Below are 16,340 nucleotides of genomic sequence, written 5' to 3'. Positions count from 1 at the left end.
AAAATAACCAACCTACAGAATGATAAAAAAATGGTTTAAAAACATTGGTCCAGGTCCGCTAGTTGCTGCAGCTTTTATTGGTCCAGGAACCATAACGGTATGCACGTTAGCTGGTGTAAATTTTGGATTTGCTTTGTTGTGGGCTATGGCACTTTCTATAGTTGCTACAATTGTTTTACAAGAGATGTCTGCTAGAGTAGGTATTGTATCTCAAAAAGGACTCAGTAATATTATACGTACAGAGATTAAAAATCCAATTTTAAAATGGTTTACTATTCTGCTTATACTTTCTGCAATTGTTATAGGTAATGCTGTTTATGAGGCTGGTAATATTAGTGGTGGTATATTGGGGTTAGAGGCACTTTTAGGAGAATCTTATGTAAGTTTTGGTAGTTTTTCTTTTAATTACTTAAGTATATTAATGGGTGTAATTGCTTTTGTTTTACTGTTTATAGGTAATTATAAGGTTTTAGAGAAAGCACTAATTTCTTTAGTAATAGCAATGAGTTTGGCTTTTTTAATTACTGCAATTATTACCAAACCAGATTTAATAGCAATTTTAAGCGGTATTTTTAAGCCCAGTTTACCTAAAGACGGGTTATTAACCGTTATTGCTTTAATAGGAACAACTGTTGTTCCTTATAATTTATTTTTACACGCTTCATTGGTTAGTGAAAAATGGAAATCTGTTACAGACTTGCAATATGCTCGTAAAGATACTATTGTTGCCGTAATTCTAGGAGGTGTGGTATCTATGTGTGTTATAATATCTGCAGCTGCAATACAGGGTAGTGACATTAACTCTGCAGCCGATTTAGCCAAAGGACTAGAACCTTTGTTTGGTAGTTTTGCAAAATACTTTTTAGCTATTGGTTTGTTTGCTGCTGGTATTACTAGTGCAATTACAGCTCCATTAGCTGCTGCCTATGTTACTTGTGGTTGTCTGGGGTGGTCTACAAATTTAAAATCTTCAAAATTTAGAGCCATTTGGATATTTATTTTGTTTTTAGGTGTTTTATTTTCATCACTAGGAATTAAACCTATTGACATTATAAAATTTGCTCAAATAGCAAACGGAATTTTACTGCCAATTATAGCTGCTTTTTTATTGTGGATAATGAATAAGAAATCGGTTTTAGGTGTATATAAAAACAGTGTTTATCAAAATATATTAGGCTTTATAATTCTTGCTATTAGTATTTTACTATCTGTAGCAACTTTAAATAAAGTGTTTTCTTTAAATTTATTTTAATGGCAGTAAAAACAATAGATATTAATGTAGATGTTGGTGAGGGTGTAGGTAATGAGTCGCAATTAATGCCTTTTATTTCCTCATGTAATATTGCTTGTGGTGGTCACGCTGGTACTATGGATTTAATGAAACATATTGTACGCTTGGCAAAAATAAATCACGTAAAAATAGGTGCACATCCTTCTTTTCCTGATAAAGAAAATTTTGGAAGAGTGGCAATGGAAATTAGTAATGATAAGCTGTTAAACTCCATACAAAAACAATTACTAAACTTACTAACTGTAATTGTAGAGGAGAAAACAGTGTTACACCATATTAAGCCACATGGCGCTTTGTATAATTTGGCAGCTATAGACGAAAACATTGCAAAAGTGGTTGTAAAAGCTGTAAAAAGTATTGATTTACCTGTAAAATTGTATGTTCCTTACAATTCAGTAATTGAAAAAATAGCAATAAAGGAAAATTTAAAAATTAAGTACGAGGCTTTTGCAGATCGTAATTATAATGATGATTTAACACTGGTTTCTAGGTCTCAAAAAAATGCAGTTATAGTAGATTTTGATAATTTATTTAGTCACGTTTACGGTATGTATACCAATAAAACTGTAATAACAGCTCAAGGTTCTATAAAGAAAATAATGGCTGATACATTTTGTCTGCACGGAGATAATCCTAATGCTGTAGAAATTATGAAGCAGTTAAAAAATAAATTGAAGAGTTTAAATATTGATGTTGCTTAACATATTATGACTAACGTAAACTATAAAATATTTGGAGACACTTCTATTTTGGTAGAATGGGAGCAAGTTATAGCAAAAGATATTTTGTATGATGTATTAGCGTTTAAATTTAAAATTGAAGCAGCTTACACATCTGGAATTCAAGTTACAACGGCATACAATTCTCTTTTAATAGTTTTTGATGATTTTAAAGTTGATTTGTCTGATGAAATTGAAAATTTAAGACAAATATACCTTCAGAAAAGAAAAAAAACAGATTGTAATAGTACACTTTGGAAAATTCCGGTTTGTTATGAAGATGAATTTGGAATAGACCTTAAAGAAGTTGCTAAAGAGAAGAATACATCAGTAACCAAAATAATAGAATTACACACAAGAACAATGTATACAGTATATTTTATTGGGTTTTTACCAGGTTTTTTGTATTTAGGCGGATTGCCAAAAGAGTTAACAATGCCAAGAAAAGCAATGCCTAGGTTAAGAGTAGAAAAAGGTGCTGTGGCAATAGGAGGTAACCAAACTGGTATTTACCCAGTAGATAGCCCAGGAGGTTGGAATATTATTGGCAACTCACCACTTTCTTTTTTTGATGCAAACAAAGATGTTCCTTGTTTTGCTAAAGCAGGAGATGCTATTCAGTTTTATTCGGTTACAAAAAAGGAATATGATGATATTAAAACTTTAGTAAATGCTAATGTTTTTTTAATAGAAAGTGATATTTACAATGGTTAAGGTATTGCACACAGGTTTTTATACATCGGTACAAGATTTAGGCAGGTTTGGCTACCAGAAATACGGAGTATCTTACGCTGGTGTTATGGATAAAAGAGCTGCTATGTTGGCTAATTCTTTGTTAGGAAACACTACAAATGCAGCTGTTTTAGAGTTTACAATGACAGGACCAAAGCTTCAGTTTTTGTGTAGTACTAGAATATGTATAACTGGAGGAGATTTTCAGTCAAAACTAAATAACATACCAGTAAGTAATAATAGTGTAATTTTTGTAAAAAAGGATGATATTCTCTCTTTTGGAGTAAAAAAGAGTGGTTTTAGAGGTTATATTGCTGTTTTAGGTGGATTTTTAACTGAAGTTGTGATGAAAAGTAGAAGTATGTTTAAGAACGTTACTCAACATCAAACCATACAAAAAAATCTCCTTTTGTCTATTGATAGTGTTGAAACTCTAGAAAAACAATCAAACGCTAGTTTAGCTGTAAATAATGTTTATTTAGATGAGAAAATCATTAAAGTTTATAAGGGTTCTGAGTTTTGTGAGTTAAATGCTCATCAACAAAAAAAACTATTAAACACTGTGTTTACGGTATCTAAAAATAATAGTAGAATGGCATATCAACTATCAGAATTGGTAGAGAATAGATTAGAACCCATAATAACCTCTGTGGTTTTGCCAGGAACAGTACAGTTAACTCCGTCTGGTCAACTTATAATTTTAATGAAAGATTGCCAAACAACAGGTGGTTACCCAAGAGTGTTACAACTTACAAGTGCTGCTATAAGTGTGTTAGCTCAGAAATTTACAGGAGACGAAATTGCTTTTGAGGTGATTTAGAGTTATACGTTAAGAATCAAGTGGCAAGAAAATAGAAAAGATAAAAAAACAAACAATAGTAAAGAGTAGGAGAAGTTAAAAGGCTATCAAAAATGACAGCCTTTAACTAATATAATTATTTTAGAATTACTTTTTTTGTAAAGCTTTTAGTTTCATTTTTTGGCTTAAACTGAATAAAATATATTCCTTTTTTTAAACCAGAAAGAGATACCTCTTTTGTTGAATTTTCACCTAGAAATAAGCTCTTAACAATTTCTCCGTTAAAATCAAAAATTGTTATATCGCAGTTGTTTAAACTGGATCTAATTTTAAGAATATCTGTAGTAGGGTTAGGAAAAATAGAGAAGCCGTTATCTTTTTCTAAACTATTGTCTTTAGGTGTAGTTTTTGATATAGCACTTAATGTATTGGTGTTATTCCAAGTTGCTTTGTACCAACCGCTTCCCCAACCAGAACACCAAAATGTGTTTTCGTCCTTATTATCGGGTTTAATATCTGTAATAGAGTGTGCGTGTGCTAAATTTTTGTTGGCTTTAATCCATGAGTTTCCTCCGTTTTTAGATATATAAATGCCTGGGTTTTTGTGTTGTGGAGATCTTGGGACTGTAACAGCAATAATTTCAGGGTTAATTGGAGAAGTCTCGGTTTGCCAAACATAGTTTAAATCAAATATTTTTTTCCAAGTTTGTGCATTGTCTTTACTTCTCCAAACACCTCCTGAATTATTATTTGTAGACCCTTTTACTCCGCATGAGATGTAAATATCTTTTGTAGTTTTATCTATATGTACATTATTTACAGATTTTATGGAAGATGGTAATGTATTTATTTTAGTCCATGTTTGGGCTTTATTGTTAGTTCTGTACAGCCCACCATTTACACCTTTGTATAAATTTGAAGCAGCATAAATTATGTTACTATTTGTAGGGTGCATCTCTAATCTTCTTATACTAGATTTAGCTGGTAAACCATTATTTTTTAAAGACCAACTTTTTCCTCCATCTGTGCTTTTGTATACACCATACTTACTAAAATTAGTCACTGGAGTACCTTCATTAATTTCTGAAGGACTGTATCTCATAAGTGTAAAATATATAGTTTTTGCAGACACAGGATCTATCATTAAAGAAGAACTGTAAAAGTGCTGAGACGATAGGTTTGTGTCAGGATAGTCAATGGGAGTACTTATATTTTCCCAAGTTTTTCCGCCATCTTTAGATCTTCTAAATTTATCTCTGTGTTTTTGTCTAAATTGTAGTGTGTATATTATATTGGGATTGTTAGGGTGTACTGCTAAAGTTGCTATAGAATGTGCTCCGTTTGTATTATTTTGACCTTCTAATTGGGTTGTAGCAACTTTATTAGAGTTTGCAAACCTACCTAAGCCTGTAGATTTCCATAATCCGTGTTCTCCACTTAGAAAAAGTTTTCTGTTGGGAATTCCGGTTTCAAGATAAATATATCTACCAGGGAGATTACTACCTCCTTTACCTATCCATGATTTACTGCCGTAAAAAGTTTCATCATCATCAATCTGTTTCCACTTATTTTCACCATTAGTAAGTTTAAGTACTTGTTGGTCTAAGCTAGCAAATACGTTCCCTTCTACATCAATAGACATAAACCTACATCCCCAAATTTCTTCTCTTTCATCCATATTTTTTTGTATGTGAGCAAATTTGGTATTAGTACCAGATACTTTTACTGCTCTGCTATTCCAGTAATTTTGGTCTGTATTATTTTTCCAATATTTTCCTGTTCTAGCAATAGGAAACCAAGTTTGTCCGCCATTGTTTGTTTTCCAGATGTCTCCAGGACCAAAAGAAAAGTCATGTTTTACATTGTGAGAAACGTAGATCTGGTTTGAGTTTTTTGGGTTGACAACTATTCTATTATAGTTTTGCAATATATTTTTAGGTAAATTATTACTTACATCAGAAATATTAATTCCTAACCATTTAGCAATAGACCTTTTATAGTAATATTTTGTAGGATTACTAGTTATTTTAGTTAAGTTTATACCTAAATCTCCTGTTATTGAAGTCCAACTTTTACCACCGTCTGTGCTTTTGTAAATACCACCTTTAGAAGAAAATGTATTTTCAGATTTGTGAAAACTAGTTTGATCTATTAAAAATAAAGTGAATTTATTTGTTTCCTTATTATAATGAGATGTCATATCTCTAGGAAGGTTATTAGGTAAGCCATTATTTTTTGCCAAAGTCCAACTTTCTCCCTTGTTAGAGCTTAAATAAAGGCCTGTATTTGCAGCCATTATTACGTTATTGGTGTTAGTTGGATCAACAATAATTTTAGCTACAGCAAGCTTTGCAGGGAGTCCGTTTGTAATTTTTTTCCATGTAGAGCCTTTATTAGTACTTTTATAAATATGGCCTAAAATAGCTTTGGGTCTAAAAGTACCTCCAGTTTTATCATTAGCGGTTCTATGAAACCTTTTAGAATCCCAAAAAGTTCCTGCTCCTATATACCAAATATTGTCATTTTTTGGGTCTACAGCTATTTCATTATGTGCTCCACCTAAATTAAAATTTGTTTTTTTCCAACTTCTTCCTTTGTTTGTTGTCTTATATAGTCCAGCGAGTTCATCAGTTGCAAAGCCTAAATTTGGATTTTGTCTAGAAAATTCAACATCATAAGTTCTTCCCATATCAAATCCTTCTCCATCATAATCTTTAATAGTTTGCCATGATTTTCCTCCATCAAAGGAACCGTAGCCATTAAACATATCTGGAGCCATTAAAATAGTGTTTTTATCCGTAGGGTGATTCCAGAAAAATTCGCAATATCCAGACATTCCTGGACCAAATTGAACCCAATTTACAGAATTGGTAGAAATTACTTTTTCTGTTCGTAGTTTATTAAAATAAGCGGCATTTTGTGCATAAGATATATTTATACACAAAAAAGTAAACGCATATAATAGTTTAATAAATAAGAGTTTTTTCATCATAGTAAGTAGTTATTTATAAGTGGTTAATAGTATTATTGACCTTTATTCTAAAAAATATTATAGGATATAAGTCTTGATGTACTATATATAATATAAGTTATAAATGTATGAATAAATCTATTTAAAAGTAAGTTTATTATTACAAATAAATATTTATGATATATATTTATTATGAGAAGATATTACTATGTTTAGTATTATAATTGTGTTGAAATTTTAAGAGCTAATCTTTACTATATAGTGGCTGTTCTTAGTAAGAAATGAAAATATATTGTTTTTAACTTAAATATATAAAGTATTCATAATTTTTTCTGTTAAACGCTGTTTTTCTTACAATAAGTAGTATTTTCCGACTAATTAGAAATTAGTTTGCTAAATATGTTAAGAAATACATTTCTTATAATAATAACATTATTAACTTTTTACAGTGCGTTTGCACAAAAAGATTCCATAAATATTTACAAAGTATTGTATGAGAGAACTTTATCTATTGAAGAAGGTAGAAAACCTTTTATAGGTGTTTATGAGCTAAATAAATTTGTAGAGCTAAATAAGTCTATTTACACAAAAAAAAGCAAATCAAAAATTACAGAAGTTGTAATTACAGATGAAGATGACGATTCTAGATTTACTTTTACGCCAACTGGTAAAAATATTAGTACGTTATTTAAGGACTATAACAATGGCACCTTTTATTCTAAACATGAAGTTGCTTACAAGTATTTTGTTGTTAAGGATAGTCTAAATATTTTTAATTGGAGCATACAAAATAATTCAAAAGAAATTTTAGGTTTTAAATGCCAATTAGCAACAATGGACTTTAGAGGTAGAAAATATGAGGCTTGGTTTACATCAGATCTACCTGTAGGTGGCCCTTATAAATATGATGGCTTACCAGGTATGATTTTAGAACTGAAATCTATAGATAACTTTATATCTTTTAAACCTATAAAAATTAAAAATACTAAGCTAAAATTAGCTACTTTAGAAAATCCTTTTGATACAAAAGATGCACTAACTTGGCAGGATTATAAAGACTTGTACAAGAAAAAAGCAATAGAACTTTTAAGTTATAGACCTAATGAAAATACTGGAGGTGTAGTATCTTCTAGAGGTGGTATTGAATTATATATAGATGAAGACGACAAAGAGTATAATGATGCATTAGATAAATACCATAAGAAATTTTCTAAAAATTAATAGCACATATAACTTTTGAAAAATTTCCTTTGTTCTAAAATTTTACTAGTACTATTCCTTTTATTGAGTAGTATAGCATTAAGCTATTCACAAGTAATGAAAGGTACAGTTACTACTAGTGATAATACACCTATAAACGCACAAATACTACTAAAAGAACCTAATGCTAGTGTAATTAAAGAGTTTGTACTTGTTACTAAAGGAGCGTTTACTTATAAACTTAAAAAAAGTTACTCTACTAATAGTTTGTTTTTAACTGTTAAAGCCACAGGGTATACAGCTTATACAGAAGAGATAAAAGGATTAAAACCATTAGATACATTAACTTTTAAGTTTGTATTGTTTAAAGAAAAGATTGAATATTTAGATGAAGTTGTAGTTGAAAAAAAGAAAGCATTTACAATAAAAGAAGATACTGTTACCTACAATGTAGATTCTTATGCAGATGGTACTGAAAGAAAAGTAGAAGATTTACTAAAGAAACTTCCGGGTATAGAGGTTGATAGTGGTACGGGTAGTATTAGTTACAGGGGTAAATCTATAGAAACTGTTACAATTGAAGGAGATAATTTGTTTGATTACAATTATACTATAGGTACTAAAAATATAAATATAGACTTAATTGAAGAAATTGAAGCTATAGAAAATTACTCTGAAAACAAACTTTTAAAAGGGATTGAAAATAGCCAAAAAGTTGCTTTAAATTTAAAACTAAAGAAGAATAAAAGTGATATTTCTGGTAGTGTAGATATTGGGTTGGGTGGTTTTACCAAGTCTAAAAAAAGCCCACTAGATGTATCAACAAATTTATTGGCTATAAATAAAATACATAAATCTTTTGCTGTAGGTACTTACAATTCTATTGGTGAGAATTCGTCTCCTTTTAATTATTCTGGTAATCAAATTACACAAGAGCAGTTAAAGGATGAAAATTACCATACTCAAAATATAATTCCAGAATATAATATTAATCAGGTTACTAATAACAATTTATCAAATCAAAATAGTCAGTTGTTTACTAATTTTAATAGTATTTATAAATTAAATGACAAATTAAAGGCCAAAGTAAATTTATATTATTTGTCAGATAAAATAAACAGTAATCAGTTCTCAGAAAGTTCTATAATTACTGGGGATAAGCAGTTTGCAATTTTTGATGATAATTATATAAACAAAAAACCTTTGCATTACAGAGGAGATTTAGAATTAAAGTACAACACATCTAAAACTTCTTTGTTAGAGTATAACGTTAGTTTTAGGGATGAAACGATAGATACAGAATATAGAACTATATCTAACCAAGAGAATGATTTTAATTCACTACTTGATACCCAAAATAAATTGTTTAAACAGAACTTGGAGTATACCAACAAGGTGTCAGGTAACAAGGCTTTACAGATTAACTTGATAAACTCTTTTAATAAATTAGATCAAAGTTTTACCATTAATCCTTCTGTTTTTAATACAAAAAATTTTAATAGTGATATACAAAGTAATTCTTCTAAAAAATACTACACGGATTTTAAAACAGTTTTGTTAGGTAAAAGCAAAAACAACAATAAATATAGTGTTTTAGTAGGGTTTAATTTAGATAAAGAAACTTTTTATTCTAATTTAATTAGCAAAAATAACACTCAACAATTAGCAGTTGATGGTAGTTTAAATAATATCAATTTTATTAAAAATAGTATATACACTCAAGGGTCGTATAATTGGAAAATAGGAAAATTTTCTATTTCACCAAAACTCTCTTTTCAACAACTTTATCAGGAGTTAAAAGGCGCTACAAACCCATTAGATGATATTTTTATTTTTGAGCCTTCATTATCAGTGATGTATAAGTTTAATTTAAATTCGTATTTAAATTTGAATACAGGTTTTAATCAAAACACACAGGAAATTCAGAATGTATTTGAGAACCAAGTTTTAATTAGTAATCGTATGGTAAAAAATAATATACCTGATATTACAACACGAAAAAATCAAAAATATAGTCTTATGTACTCTAAAAATGATCTTTTTAATCAGTTAACATTATCTTTTGGAGTGGATTACTTAAAGCAAAAAGGTAATTATTTTTCAAATACAGATATAAATGAAAACGCTATAAAAACAACAAGTTTTTTTCTAAATGAATACACAGATAATACTAGTTTTTTCTTTAATTTTTCGAAACTAATACCATCAATAAAAACTAATTTTAAAATTTCATCAAACTATTCAATTTACAATTATAAAAACATCATTAATAATTCAGGATTAAGAGACAATAAAACTCTTTATTTGTTTAATAGTCTTTATTTAAAAACCGCTTTTAATTCATCAATTAATTTTGAGAATACAACGAAGTTTACTTACCAAGAAACGGTAAGTCAGAGTTCATTTTTAAATAAGTCTTTAGAAAATAATTTTAAAGTACTGTTTAGACCATCAAGGTCTTTATTTAGTACTGTTTCATATAACTATTTTATTCCAAATTTTAGAGACAAGGGCACAAACAATTCATTCTTAAATTTTGAAGTAATGTATGCACCAGAAAATAAAAATTGGCAATTGGGATTAAAAGGGGTTAATTTATTAAATAACACTTCATTTATAGAGAGAAATGTAAATGAATTTTCTATAAATTCTCAAAAAACGAATTTATTTGGTAGGTATCATTTACTTAGTTTTATGTATTCATTTTAATTCTTAATAAAAGCATTTATTAGTAGTTGATAAAACTATCTAAAACCCTTCAAAAACACCAAGACCAAATAAAGCAAAATCGTACTTAGATGGGTCTTTAGGGTCTAATTTTCGTAAGCTTTTGTCTAGTTCTGCTAAGGCTTTAGCATCATTTTGTTTACGCTTTAATAACCCCAATTTACGAGCAACGTTGCCAGAGTGTACATCTAAAGGGCAAGAGAGTAGTGCAGGATCTATGGTTTTCCAAATACCAAAATCTACTTTGCTACTAGCATCACGTACCATCCAACGTAAAAACATATTAATACGTTTAGCAGCAGAACCTTTTAAGGGATCAGATATGTGTTTTGTTGTACGTTTTGGGTGTTCAATCTCAAAAAAGGTAGCTTTAAATTTAGAGATTGCGGTTTGCAAGTCATTACCTTGGGTGTGTTTAGCAAAGAGAGCCTCTAAACCACCGTGATTTATATAAATATTACGTAAACTCTGTACAAAAAAAGTAAAATCGGTTTCATTAAATGTACGGTGCACAAAACCTTTAAAGTTACCCAAATCATCATCAGAATGGTTTAAAACAAAATCGTGAGGAGAGTTGTGCATTAGAGTCATCATTTTATCTGCATTTTTAATAATACTCTTACGGTTTCCCCAAGCTATAGTTGCCGTTAAAAAACCAGCAATTTCTATATCTTCTTTTTTTGTAAAACGATGCGGAATTTGTAACGGATCTGACTCTATAAAATCTGGATTGTTGTATTGTACAACCTTAACATCTAAAAACTCTTTTAACTCGGCTTTTGTCATTATTCTATAGGAAGTTCTAAAAGTTTAATAAGTGCTAAAGGTAAAAACAGGATAAAGTTATGACAAGCGTGTAGTGCAATAGACCAAATTAGTCCAAACTTAACTCTAATAAAACCAGCAAAAGCACCTAAAACCAGTTGTGGAGCTACTAAAAATGGAGATAACGCTAATGCCATTGGTGTAATTTCAAAATTACTAATGTGTACGGCACCAAATAATAAAATAGATACATATAAAGCTATTTTAAACCTTTTGGTTTCTTTAAAAAAAGCAAGTGGACCTCTAAAAAGTAATTCTTCAAACAAAGGAGCAACTATAACAATTAATAAAAATAGCATAGGAGTAGTATAGTCGTCCATAGCAGAGCTTAAAGCGTGCTCGTTAGGCCCTAAAATACCTGTAGTTTCCCAAATAGAGTTAAAAACAACTATGCCAATACCTATTAATAATCCCCAAAAAAGTATTTTTATAAAAGATATAAATCTGTATCCAAAATCTGTGTTTTCATCAGGAGTATTGGTTGGATTTTTTAAAAACTGGTAAACTATTTTTAGCATATTATGTTGTTATTTGTCCGTCTACCATTACCAATTTTCTATCTGCCATATCAGCAAGTTCTTCATTGTGTGTTACAATCACAAATGTCTGTCCAAATTCATCTCGTAATTTAAAAAATAATTTATGCAGGTTATCAGCACTTTCAGAATCTAAGTTACCACTAGGTTCATCAGCAAAAATAATAGAAGGGTTGTTTATTAAAGCTCTTGCAACAGCAACACGTTGTTGTTCCCCTCCAGATAATTCGTTAGGTTTATGTTGGTATCTATGAGAAAGCCCTAGAAAGTCTAAGAGTTCTTTTCCTCTTTTTTCTGCTTCCTCTTTAGGTGTTTTTTTTATGTAAGCAGGTATACAAACATTTTCTAAAGCAGTAAACTCTGGTAATAGTTGATGAAACTGAAAAATGAAACCAATATTTTCATTCCTAAACTTAGCTAACTCCTTATCTTTTAGTTTTGTAACATTTGTATTTTTAATTAATAACTCACTAGAAGATGTTTTAGAAATAACATCTAGAGTTCCTAGTATTTGTAATAAAGTTGTTTTACCAGCACCAGAAGAGCCAACAATAGAGACAATTTCTTTTTCTTTAATATGAAGATTTACACCTTTTAAAACCTGAAGTTTCCCGTAAAACTTTTGAATATTTTTAGCTTTTATCATTCCTTGTCTTTTTCGCTGATGAAAGTACTCATTAGCGTTGATATGGCAAAAATAAATAAAAGAAAGCGGTATTCAATTTTAATACCTATTTTTGAAATAGAAGAGTCTGTTTTAGTTAAACAAGGACTTTATCAACCTAAAAACAAGTATAAAACACAATATATAGATGTCTTTTTATAAAAATTTTGAAGAATATAATTTAGAAGCAACTGAATCTGTAAAAGAAAAATACGCTAAAATTATTGAAGGTGTAGGTGAAGATGTAGAAAGAGAAGGTTTGGTAAAAACACCAGAAAGAGCAGCAAAAGCTATGATGTTTTTAACGCAAGGTTATGAGCAAGATCCGGTAAAAATATTAAAAGCTGCAATGTTTAAAGAGGATTATGATGATATGGTAATTATTAAAGATATAGAATTATACTCTTTATGTGAGCACCATATGTTGCCTTTTTTTGGTAAAGCACACGTAGCATATATACCAAACGGACATATAGTTGGATTAAGTAAAATACCTAGAATTGTAGATGTTTTTGCAAGAAGGCTACAAGTGCAAGAACGTTTAACACATGATATTTTAGAATGTTTAAATAATACCTTAAAGCCACAAGGAGTTGCAGTTGTTATAGAGGCATCGCATATGTGTATGATGATGCGTGGCGTACAAAAACAAAACTCTGTGACCACAACATCTGGTTTTAGAGGGCAGTTTGAGAAACAAGAAACACGTAATGAGTTTTTAAAGTTAATAAGCTCAGACTTATCCTAATAAACACTGGCATTACTTTTGTATATTAGTAGATAACATTAACTATTTTAATATGACAAATAAAAAAAATACAAAATACAGAGACTTACTCTTAGGTCTTCTTTTTGATGCTATAGGAATGCTTTCATTTTCTGTTTTAGGAATAGGAGAGTTTTCAGACGTTGTTTGGGCGCCACTTTCTTTTTGGTTAATGACCAGAATGTATAAAGGTACTGCTGGTAAAGCAGCTGGTATGGCATCTTTTGTAGAAGAATTAATACCTGGCACAGATTTTATACCTTCATTTACTATTATGTGGATTTATACTTATGTTATAAGTGGGTCTAAATTAGGAGAAGTACTAGAAAAAAAATAGTATGAGTAAAAAAATTATACCATTTATTGTAATATTCTTCTGTTTATTACTAATTTTAATGCACTTACTTACTGCAGACTTTAACAATTTAAGCATAGGATTTTATGTAGGCATCATATCAGCTTTGGTAGTGTCTGTTGCTATGTTTTTTAATATTAGAGCAAGAAATAGGGGTGAAATTGAGTAATAATTTGATTTTATAATTAGTTTGAAAAGAAGAAATTTTGTTAAAAAGGCTACTTTAACTACTATGGCAGGTATTATTGGAGCAGATATTGTTTTTGGTTCTAAAATGCCAGCAAATTATCAACCTTTAGCTATACAAGATACAGACCCGTTTACCTTGTTTAATTTAGATAAGGAAATGGTTGTTTTAAATGATAAACCTTGGAATATTGAAGCTAAAGCACATTTGTTAGATGAGAAAGTAACATCTAATAAAAATATGTTTATCAGAAATAACGGAATTCCGCCAGAAGATGTAGATATATTTGCATGGACACTTACCATAGATGGCGAATCTGTACAACAGAAAAAAACGTATACTTTATCAGAATTAAAATCAAAATTTAAACAATACACTTACCAACTTACGGTAGAGTGTGGTGGTAATGGTAGATCTGAATTTAATCCGCCAGCAAAAGGTAACCAATGGACCGTTGGTGCGGTATCTTGTGCAAGCTGGACAGGAGTTAGACTTAAAGATATACTTGATGATGTAGGTATTAAAGATTCTGCAGTTTATATTGGGTACCACGCTGCAGACTCACATATTAGTAGAGATCCTAATAAAGAGCCTATCTCTAGAGGCGTGCCTATGCATAAAGCATTGCAAGATGAAACTTTGGTTGCTTTTAAAATGAACGGTAAAGATATACCAGCGGCTCACGGTTACCCTTTACGCTTAGTTTGTGGTGGTTGGCCTGCGTCTACATCTGGTAAATGGCTAAATGGTATTAGTGTAAGAAACAAAGAACATGATGGGGCTAAAATGAAAGCTCCGGCATACAGAGTGCCTAAAAACCCTGTAGCTCCAGGAGAAAAGGTTAAAGACGAGGATATGAAAATTATAGAGTCTATGCCTGTTAAATCTTTAATTACTTACCCTAAATCTGGAGCAATGATAAATTTAGGAAAAAAACTAAACATTCGCGGACACGCTTGGGCAGGAGAGTTGGAGGTAATTAAAATGGAGTATTCTATAGATTTTGGCGCTACTTGGCATACTTGTAATTTAGAAAAACCTTTAAATAGATTAGCTTGGCAGCATTTTAATGCAGTAATCGCATTTCCAAAAAAAGGATATTATGAGGTTTGGGCTAGAGCAACAGATGTAAATAATGTAACACAGCCAATGCTTGTACCTGGTTGGAACCCTAAGGGGTATTTAAACAATGCTTGTCATAGAATAGCTGTAAAAGTGAAATAATGAGCGAAGAAAACAAGTTTAAAAATCAGGCTAAACAAGTATACAGAATGCTTATTATGGTGTGGTGCATAGTGCTTTTAGGAGTAGTATTTGCTATTTATGCGCTTGTAGACCCTAATTTATCTGCATTTAAGACTGATGAGGAATTACAACCTGTTGTAGTAGAAAACACCATTGAAGAAGATGATTGGGACAAAATTGAAAATGGTATACACTTAAGAACAGGTTTCGTAGAAGATGAAGGATTAATGACTGTAGTTAATAATTGTACTAGCTGCCACTCGGCCAAAATGGTTACTCAGAATAGAATGACAAAAGAGCGTTGGATAGCCACAATTAGATGGATGCAAGAAACCCAAAACCTTTGGGATTTAGGAAATAATGAAGAGATTATAGTAAACTACTTAGCCAAAAACTATGCACCCAAAAGTATGGGTAGACGTGCTAACTTAGAAAATATTGGGTGGTATCAATTGAATTAGCTATAGAACTAAAATGTTTGTTTGATAATAAAAAGTTACTCTTTTAAAAAACGTCCTAAACCTAGTCTTGATAGCATCTTTTTTTCAAAAGCCCAAAAGAATTTAAACTGACCAAACAACCAACCAAAAGCAACAAGTAGTATTTGATATATTGGAAATATGATTAATATGCGGACTGTCCAATATAAAATTGAAAAATACCAATCTGAAGGAAAAATTTCTCTTGTAAAGCCTATGAAGTCCAAAAGTGGTCTTGCAACTTTTAAAGATGAAGATCCAGTTACTGCAAATACAATAAGTATCATAACAATGGCGAAATTAGAATCTATTCCCCAACGTTGTTTTAATTTTTCCATAGTAGCATTTAATCGGTCGCAAATATAATAGCTTATATGCGAGGAACAAAATGACCAAGACGTTGATTGTATTTTCTTTGAAAATAAATGAAGTAATTGTATAGTTTGTAGTTTACTTCATAGCCATAATCTACATTTGATGAGTAATTTATTTGCATTTCATATAAATTAGGGTCGTATCTAAAAGGTTGTGTAGCTCTAATATTCCATTCTGTTACATACAAGCGGTTTCTTGTTTCTAAATAACTCTGAGAATAAAATTGCTCTGGCCTAGCAAAACTAACTAGCCAGGCATTAAAACCAGGATCTATTATTATAATTTCGTATTCAGATTCTTCATCAGCAATTACAACTGATTCTCCTTCTTTCTGATTAAAAACATTTTTTTCTGCTTCTGATATAGCAACTACTTCTTTAGTGCTTGTGCAATTTGTAAATAGGATAGAGGTAAGTAGTAAGCTAATTAAATATAGTGTCTTTTTCATAACTTCTGTATTTATTCTAAT

General features: G+C 30.3%; 17 protein-coding genes. 11 read left to right on the top strand and 6 right to left on the bottom strand.

The annotated features are described in order from the left end of the window. Positions 1-19 precede the first annotated feature (19 nt). Genes ABJD66_RS14470 through ABJD66_RS14455 form a run of 4 tightly spaced genes read left to right on the top strand, consistent with a single transcriptional unit; the run spans position 20 to position 3,562 of the window. Positions 20-1,252 (top strand): Nramp family divalent metal transporter, encoded by a 1,233-nt coding sequence (locus ABJD66_RS14470; protein ID WP_348132890.1) that lies wholly within the window; start codon positions 20-22, stop codon positions 1,250-1,252. After that, positions 1,252-1,992, top strand: a complete 741-nt coding sequence (pxpA, locus tag ABJD66_RS14465) for a 5-oxoprolinase subunit PxpA (RefSeq protein WP_100895858.1) — start codon at positions 1,252-1,254, stop codon at positions 1,990-1,992. The genes ABJD66_RS14470 and pxpA overlap by 1 nt, the downstream gene beginning before the upstream one ends. Positions 1,993-1,998: 6 nt before the next feature. Further along, positions 1,999-2,724, top strand: a complete 726-nt coding sequence (pxpB, locus tag ABJD66_RS14460; RefSeq protein ID WP_348132886.1) for a 5-oxoprolinase subunit PxpB — start codon at positions 1,999-2,001, stop codon at positions 2,722-2,724. After that, positions 2,717-3,562, top strand: a complete 846-nt coding sequence (locus ABJD66_RS14455) for a biotin-dependent carboxyltransferase family protein (RefSeq protein ID WP_348132883.1) — start codon at positions 2,717-2,719, stop codon at positions 3,560-3,562. The genes pxpB and ABJD66_RS14455 overlap by 8 nt, the downstream gene beginning before the upstream one ends. Before the next feature lie 115 nt (positions 3,563-3,677). Here ABJD66_RS14455 and ABJD66_RS14450 read toward each other — a convergent pair whose 3' ends face one another. Next, complete coding sequence (locus ABJD66_RS14450; RefSeq protein ID WP_348132880.1) at positions 3,678-6,533, bottom strand: T9SS type A sorting domain-containing protein; 2,856 nt, start codon at positions 6,531-6,533, stop codon at positions 3,678-3,680. A 378-nt stretch (positions 6,534-6,911) separates the two neighbouring features. On the opposite strand from ABJD66_RS14450, the gene ABJD66_RS14445 reads away from it, so the two are divergent. Both ABJD66_RS14445 and ABJD66_RS14440 read left to right on the top strand, forming a co-directional pair. Then, the gene (locus tag ABJD66_RS14445) at positions 6,912-7,733 is read left to right on the top strand and encodes a GLPGLI family protein (protein WP_303541861.1); all 822 of its coding nucleotides are present in this window, start codon (positions 6,912-6,914) and stop codon (positions 7,731-7,733) included. 96 nt (positions 7,734-7,829) lie between these two features. Continuing rightward, on the top strand, positions 7,830-10,421 hold the full coding sequence (locus ABJD66_RS14440) for a hypothetical protein (protein ID WP_348132877.1): 2,592 nt from the start codon (positions 7,830-7,832) through the stop codon (positions 10,419-10,421). A 39-nt stretch (positions 10,422-10,460) separates the two neighbouring features. Here ABJD66_RS14440 and ABJD66_RS14435 read toward each other — a convergent pair whose 3' ends face one another. From ABJD66_RS14435 to ABJD66_RS14425, 3 genes are read right to left on the bottom strand one after another with little or no spacing between them, the layout of a single operon-like run. Continuing rightward, on the bottom strand, positions 10,461-11,225 hold the full coding sequence (locus tag ABJD66_RS14435; RefSeq protein ID WP_348132874.1) for a TIGR02757 family protein: 765 nt from the start codon (positions 11,223-11,225) through the stop codon (positions 10,461-10,463). Next, positions 11,225-11,782, bottom strand: a complete 558-nt coding sequence (locus ABJD66_RS14430; RefSeq protein WP_100895865.1) for a CPBP family intramembrane glutamic endopeptidase — start codon at positions 11,780-11,782, stop codon at positions 11,225-11,227. Before ABJD66_RS14430 ends, ABJD66_RS14435 begins: the two co-directional genes overlap by 1 nt. Position 11,783: 1 nt before the next feature. Beyond that, positions 11,784-12,446, bottom strand: a complete 663-nt coding sequence (locus ABJD66_RS14425; protein WP_100895866.1) for an ABC transporter ATP-binding protein — start codon at positions 12,444-12,446, stop codon at positions 11,784-11,786. Positions 12,447-12,612: 166 nt separating this feature from the next. Here ABJD66_RS14425 and folE point away from each other — a divergent pair, with 166 nt between their 5' ends. Genes folE through ABJD66_RS14400 form a run of 5 tightly spaced genes read left to right on the top strand, consistent with a single transcriptional unit; the run spans position 12,613 to position 15,478 of the window. Beyond that, positions 12,613-13,212: a GTP cyclohydrolase I FolE gene (folE, locus tag ABJD66_RS14420; RefSeq protein ID WP_100895867.1), complete on the top strand. Its 600-nt coding sequence runs from the start codon at positions 12,613-12,615 to the stop codon at positions 13,210-13,212. Positions 13,213-13,264: 52 nt separating this feature from the next. After that, positions 13,265-13,567, top strand: coding sequence for a hypothetical protein (locus ABJD66_RS14415; protein ID WP_100895868.1), 303 nt, complete (start codon positions 13,265-13,267; stop codon positions 13,565-13,567). A 1-nt stretch (position 13,568) separates the two neighbouring features. Then, entirely contained in the window at positions 13,569-13,754 is a 186-nt protein-coding gene (locus ABJD66_RS14410) for a hypothetical protein (RefSeq protein ID WP_100895869.1), read from the top strand. A 21-nt stretch (positions 13,755-13,775) separates the two neighbouring features. Continuing rightward, positions 13,776-14,996, top strand: coding sequence for a sulfite oxidase (locus tag ABJD66_RS14405; protein ID WP_348132869.1), 1,221 nt, complete (start codon positions 13,776-13,778; stop codon positions 14,994-14,996). Continuing rightward, entirely contained in the window at positions 14,996-15,478 is a 483-nt protein-coding gene (locus ABJD66_RS14400; protein ID WP_348132866.1) for a monoheme cytochrome C, read from the top strand. Before ABJD66_RS14405 ends, ABJD66_RS14400 begins: the two co-directional genes overlap by 1 nt. A gap of 35 nt (positions 15,479-15,513) precedes the next feature. Here the strand turns inward: ABJD66_RS14400 and ABJD66_RS14395 are convergent, their stop codons facing one another. Then, a complete protein-coding gene (locus tag ABJD66_RS14395) occupies positions 15,514-15,834 on the bottom strand; it encodes a DUF6787 family protein (protein WP_100895872.1) in 321 nt (106 codons plus the stop codon). Between the two features lie 32 nt (positions 15,835-15,866). Further along, positions 15,867-16,340, bottom strand: a 474-nt coding sequence (locus ABJD66_RS14390) for a DUF6146 family protein (RefSeq protein ID WP_348132862.1), incomplete at its 5' end; no start/stop codon positions are given.

Source organism: Cellulophaga sp. (assembly GCF_039943695.1).
Classification (GTDB): Bacteria; Bacteroidota; Bacteroidia; order Flavobacteriales; family Flavobacteriaceae; genus Cellulophaga.
Note: the sequence above shows the minus strand (reverse complement) of the source record. Positions and strands in the feature narration are given on the sequence as shown.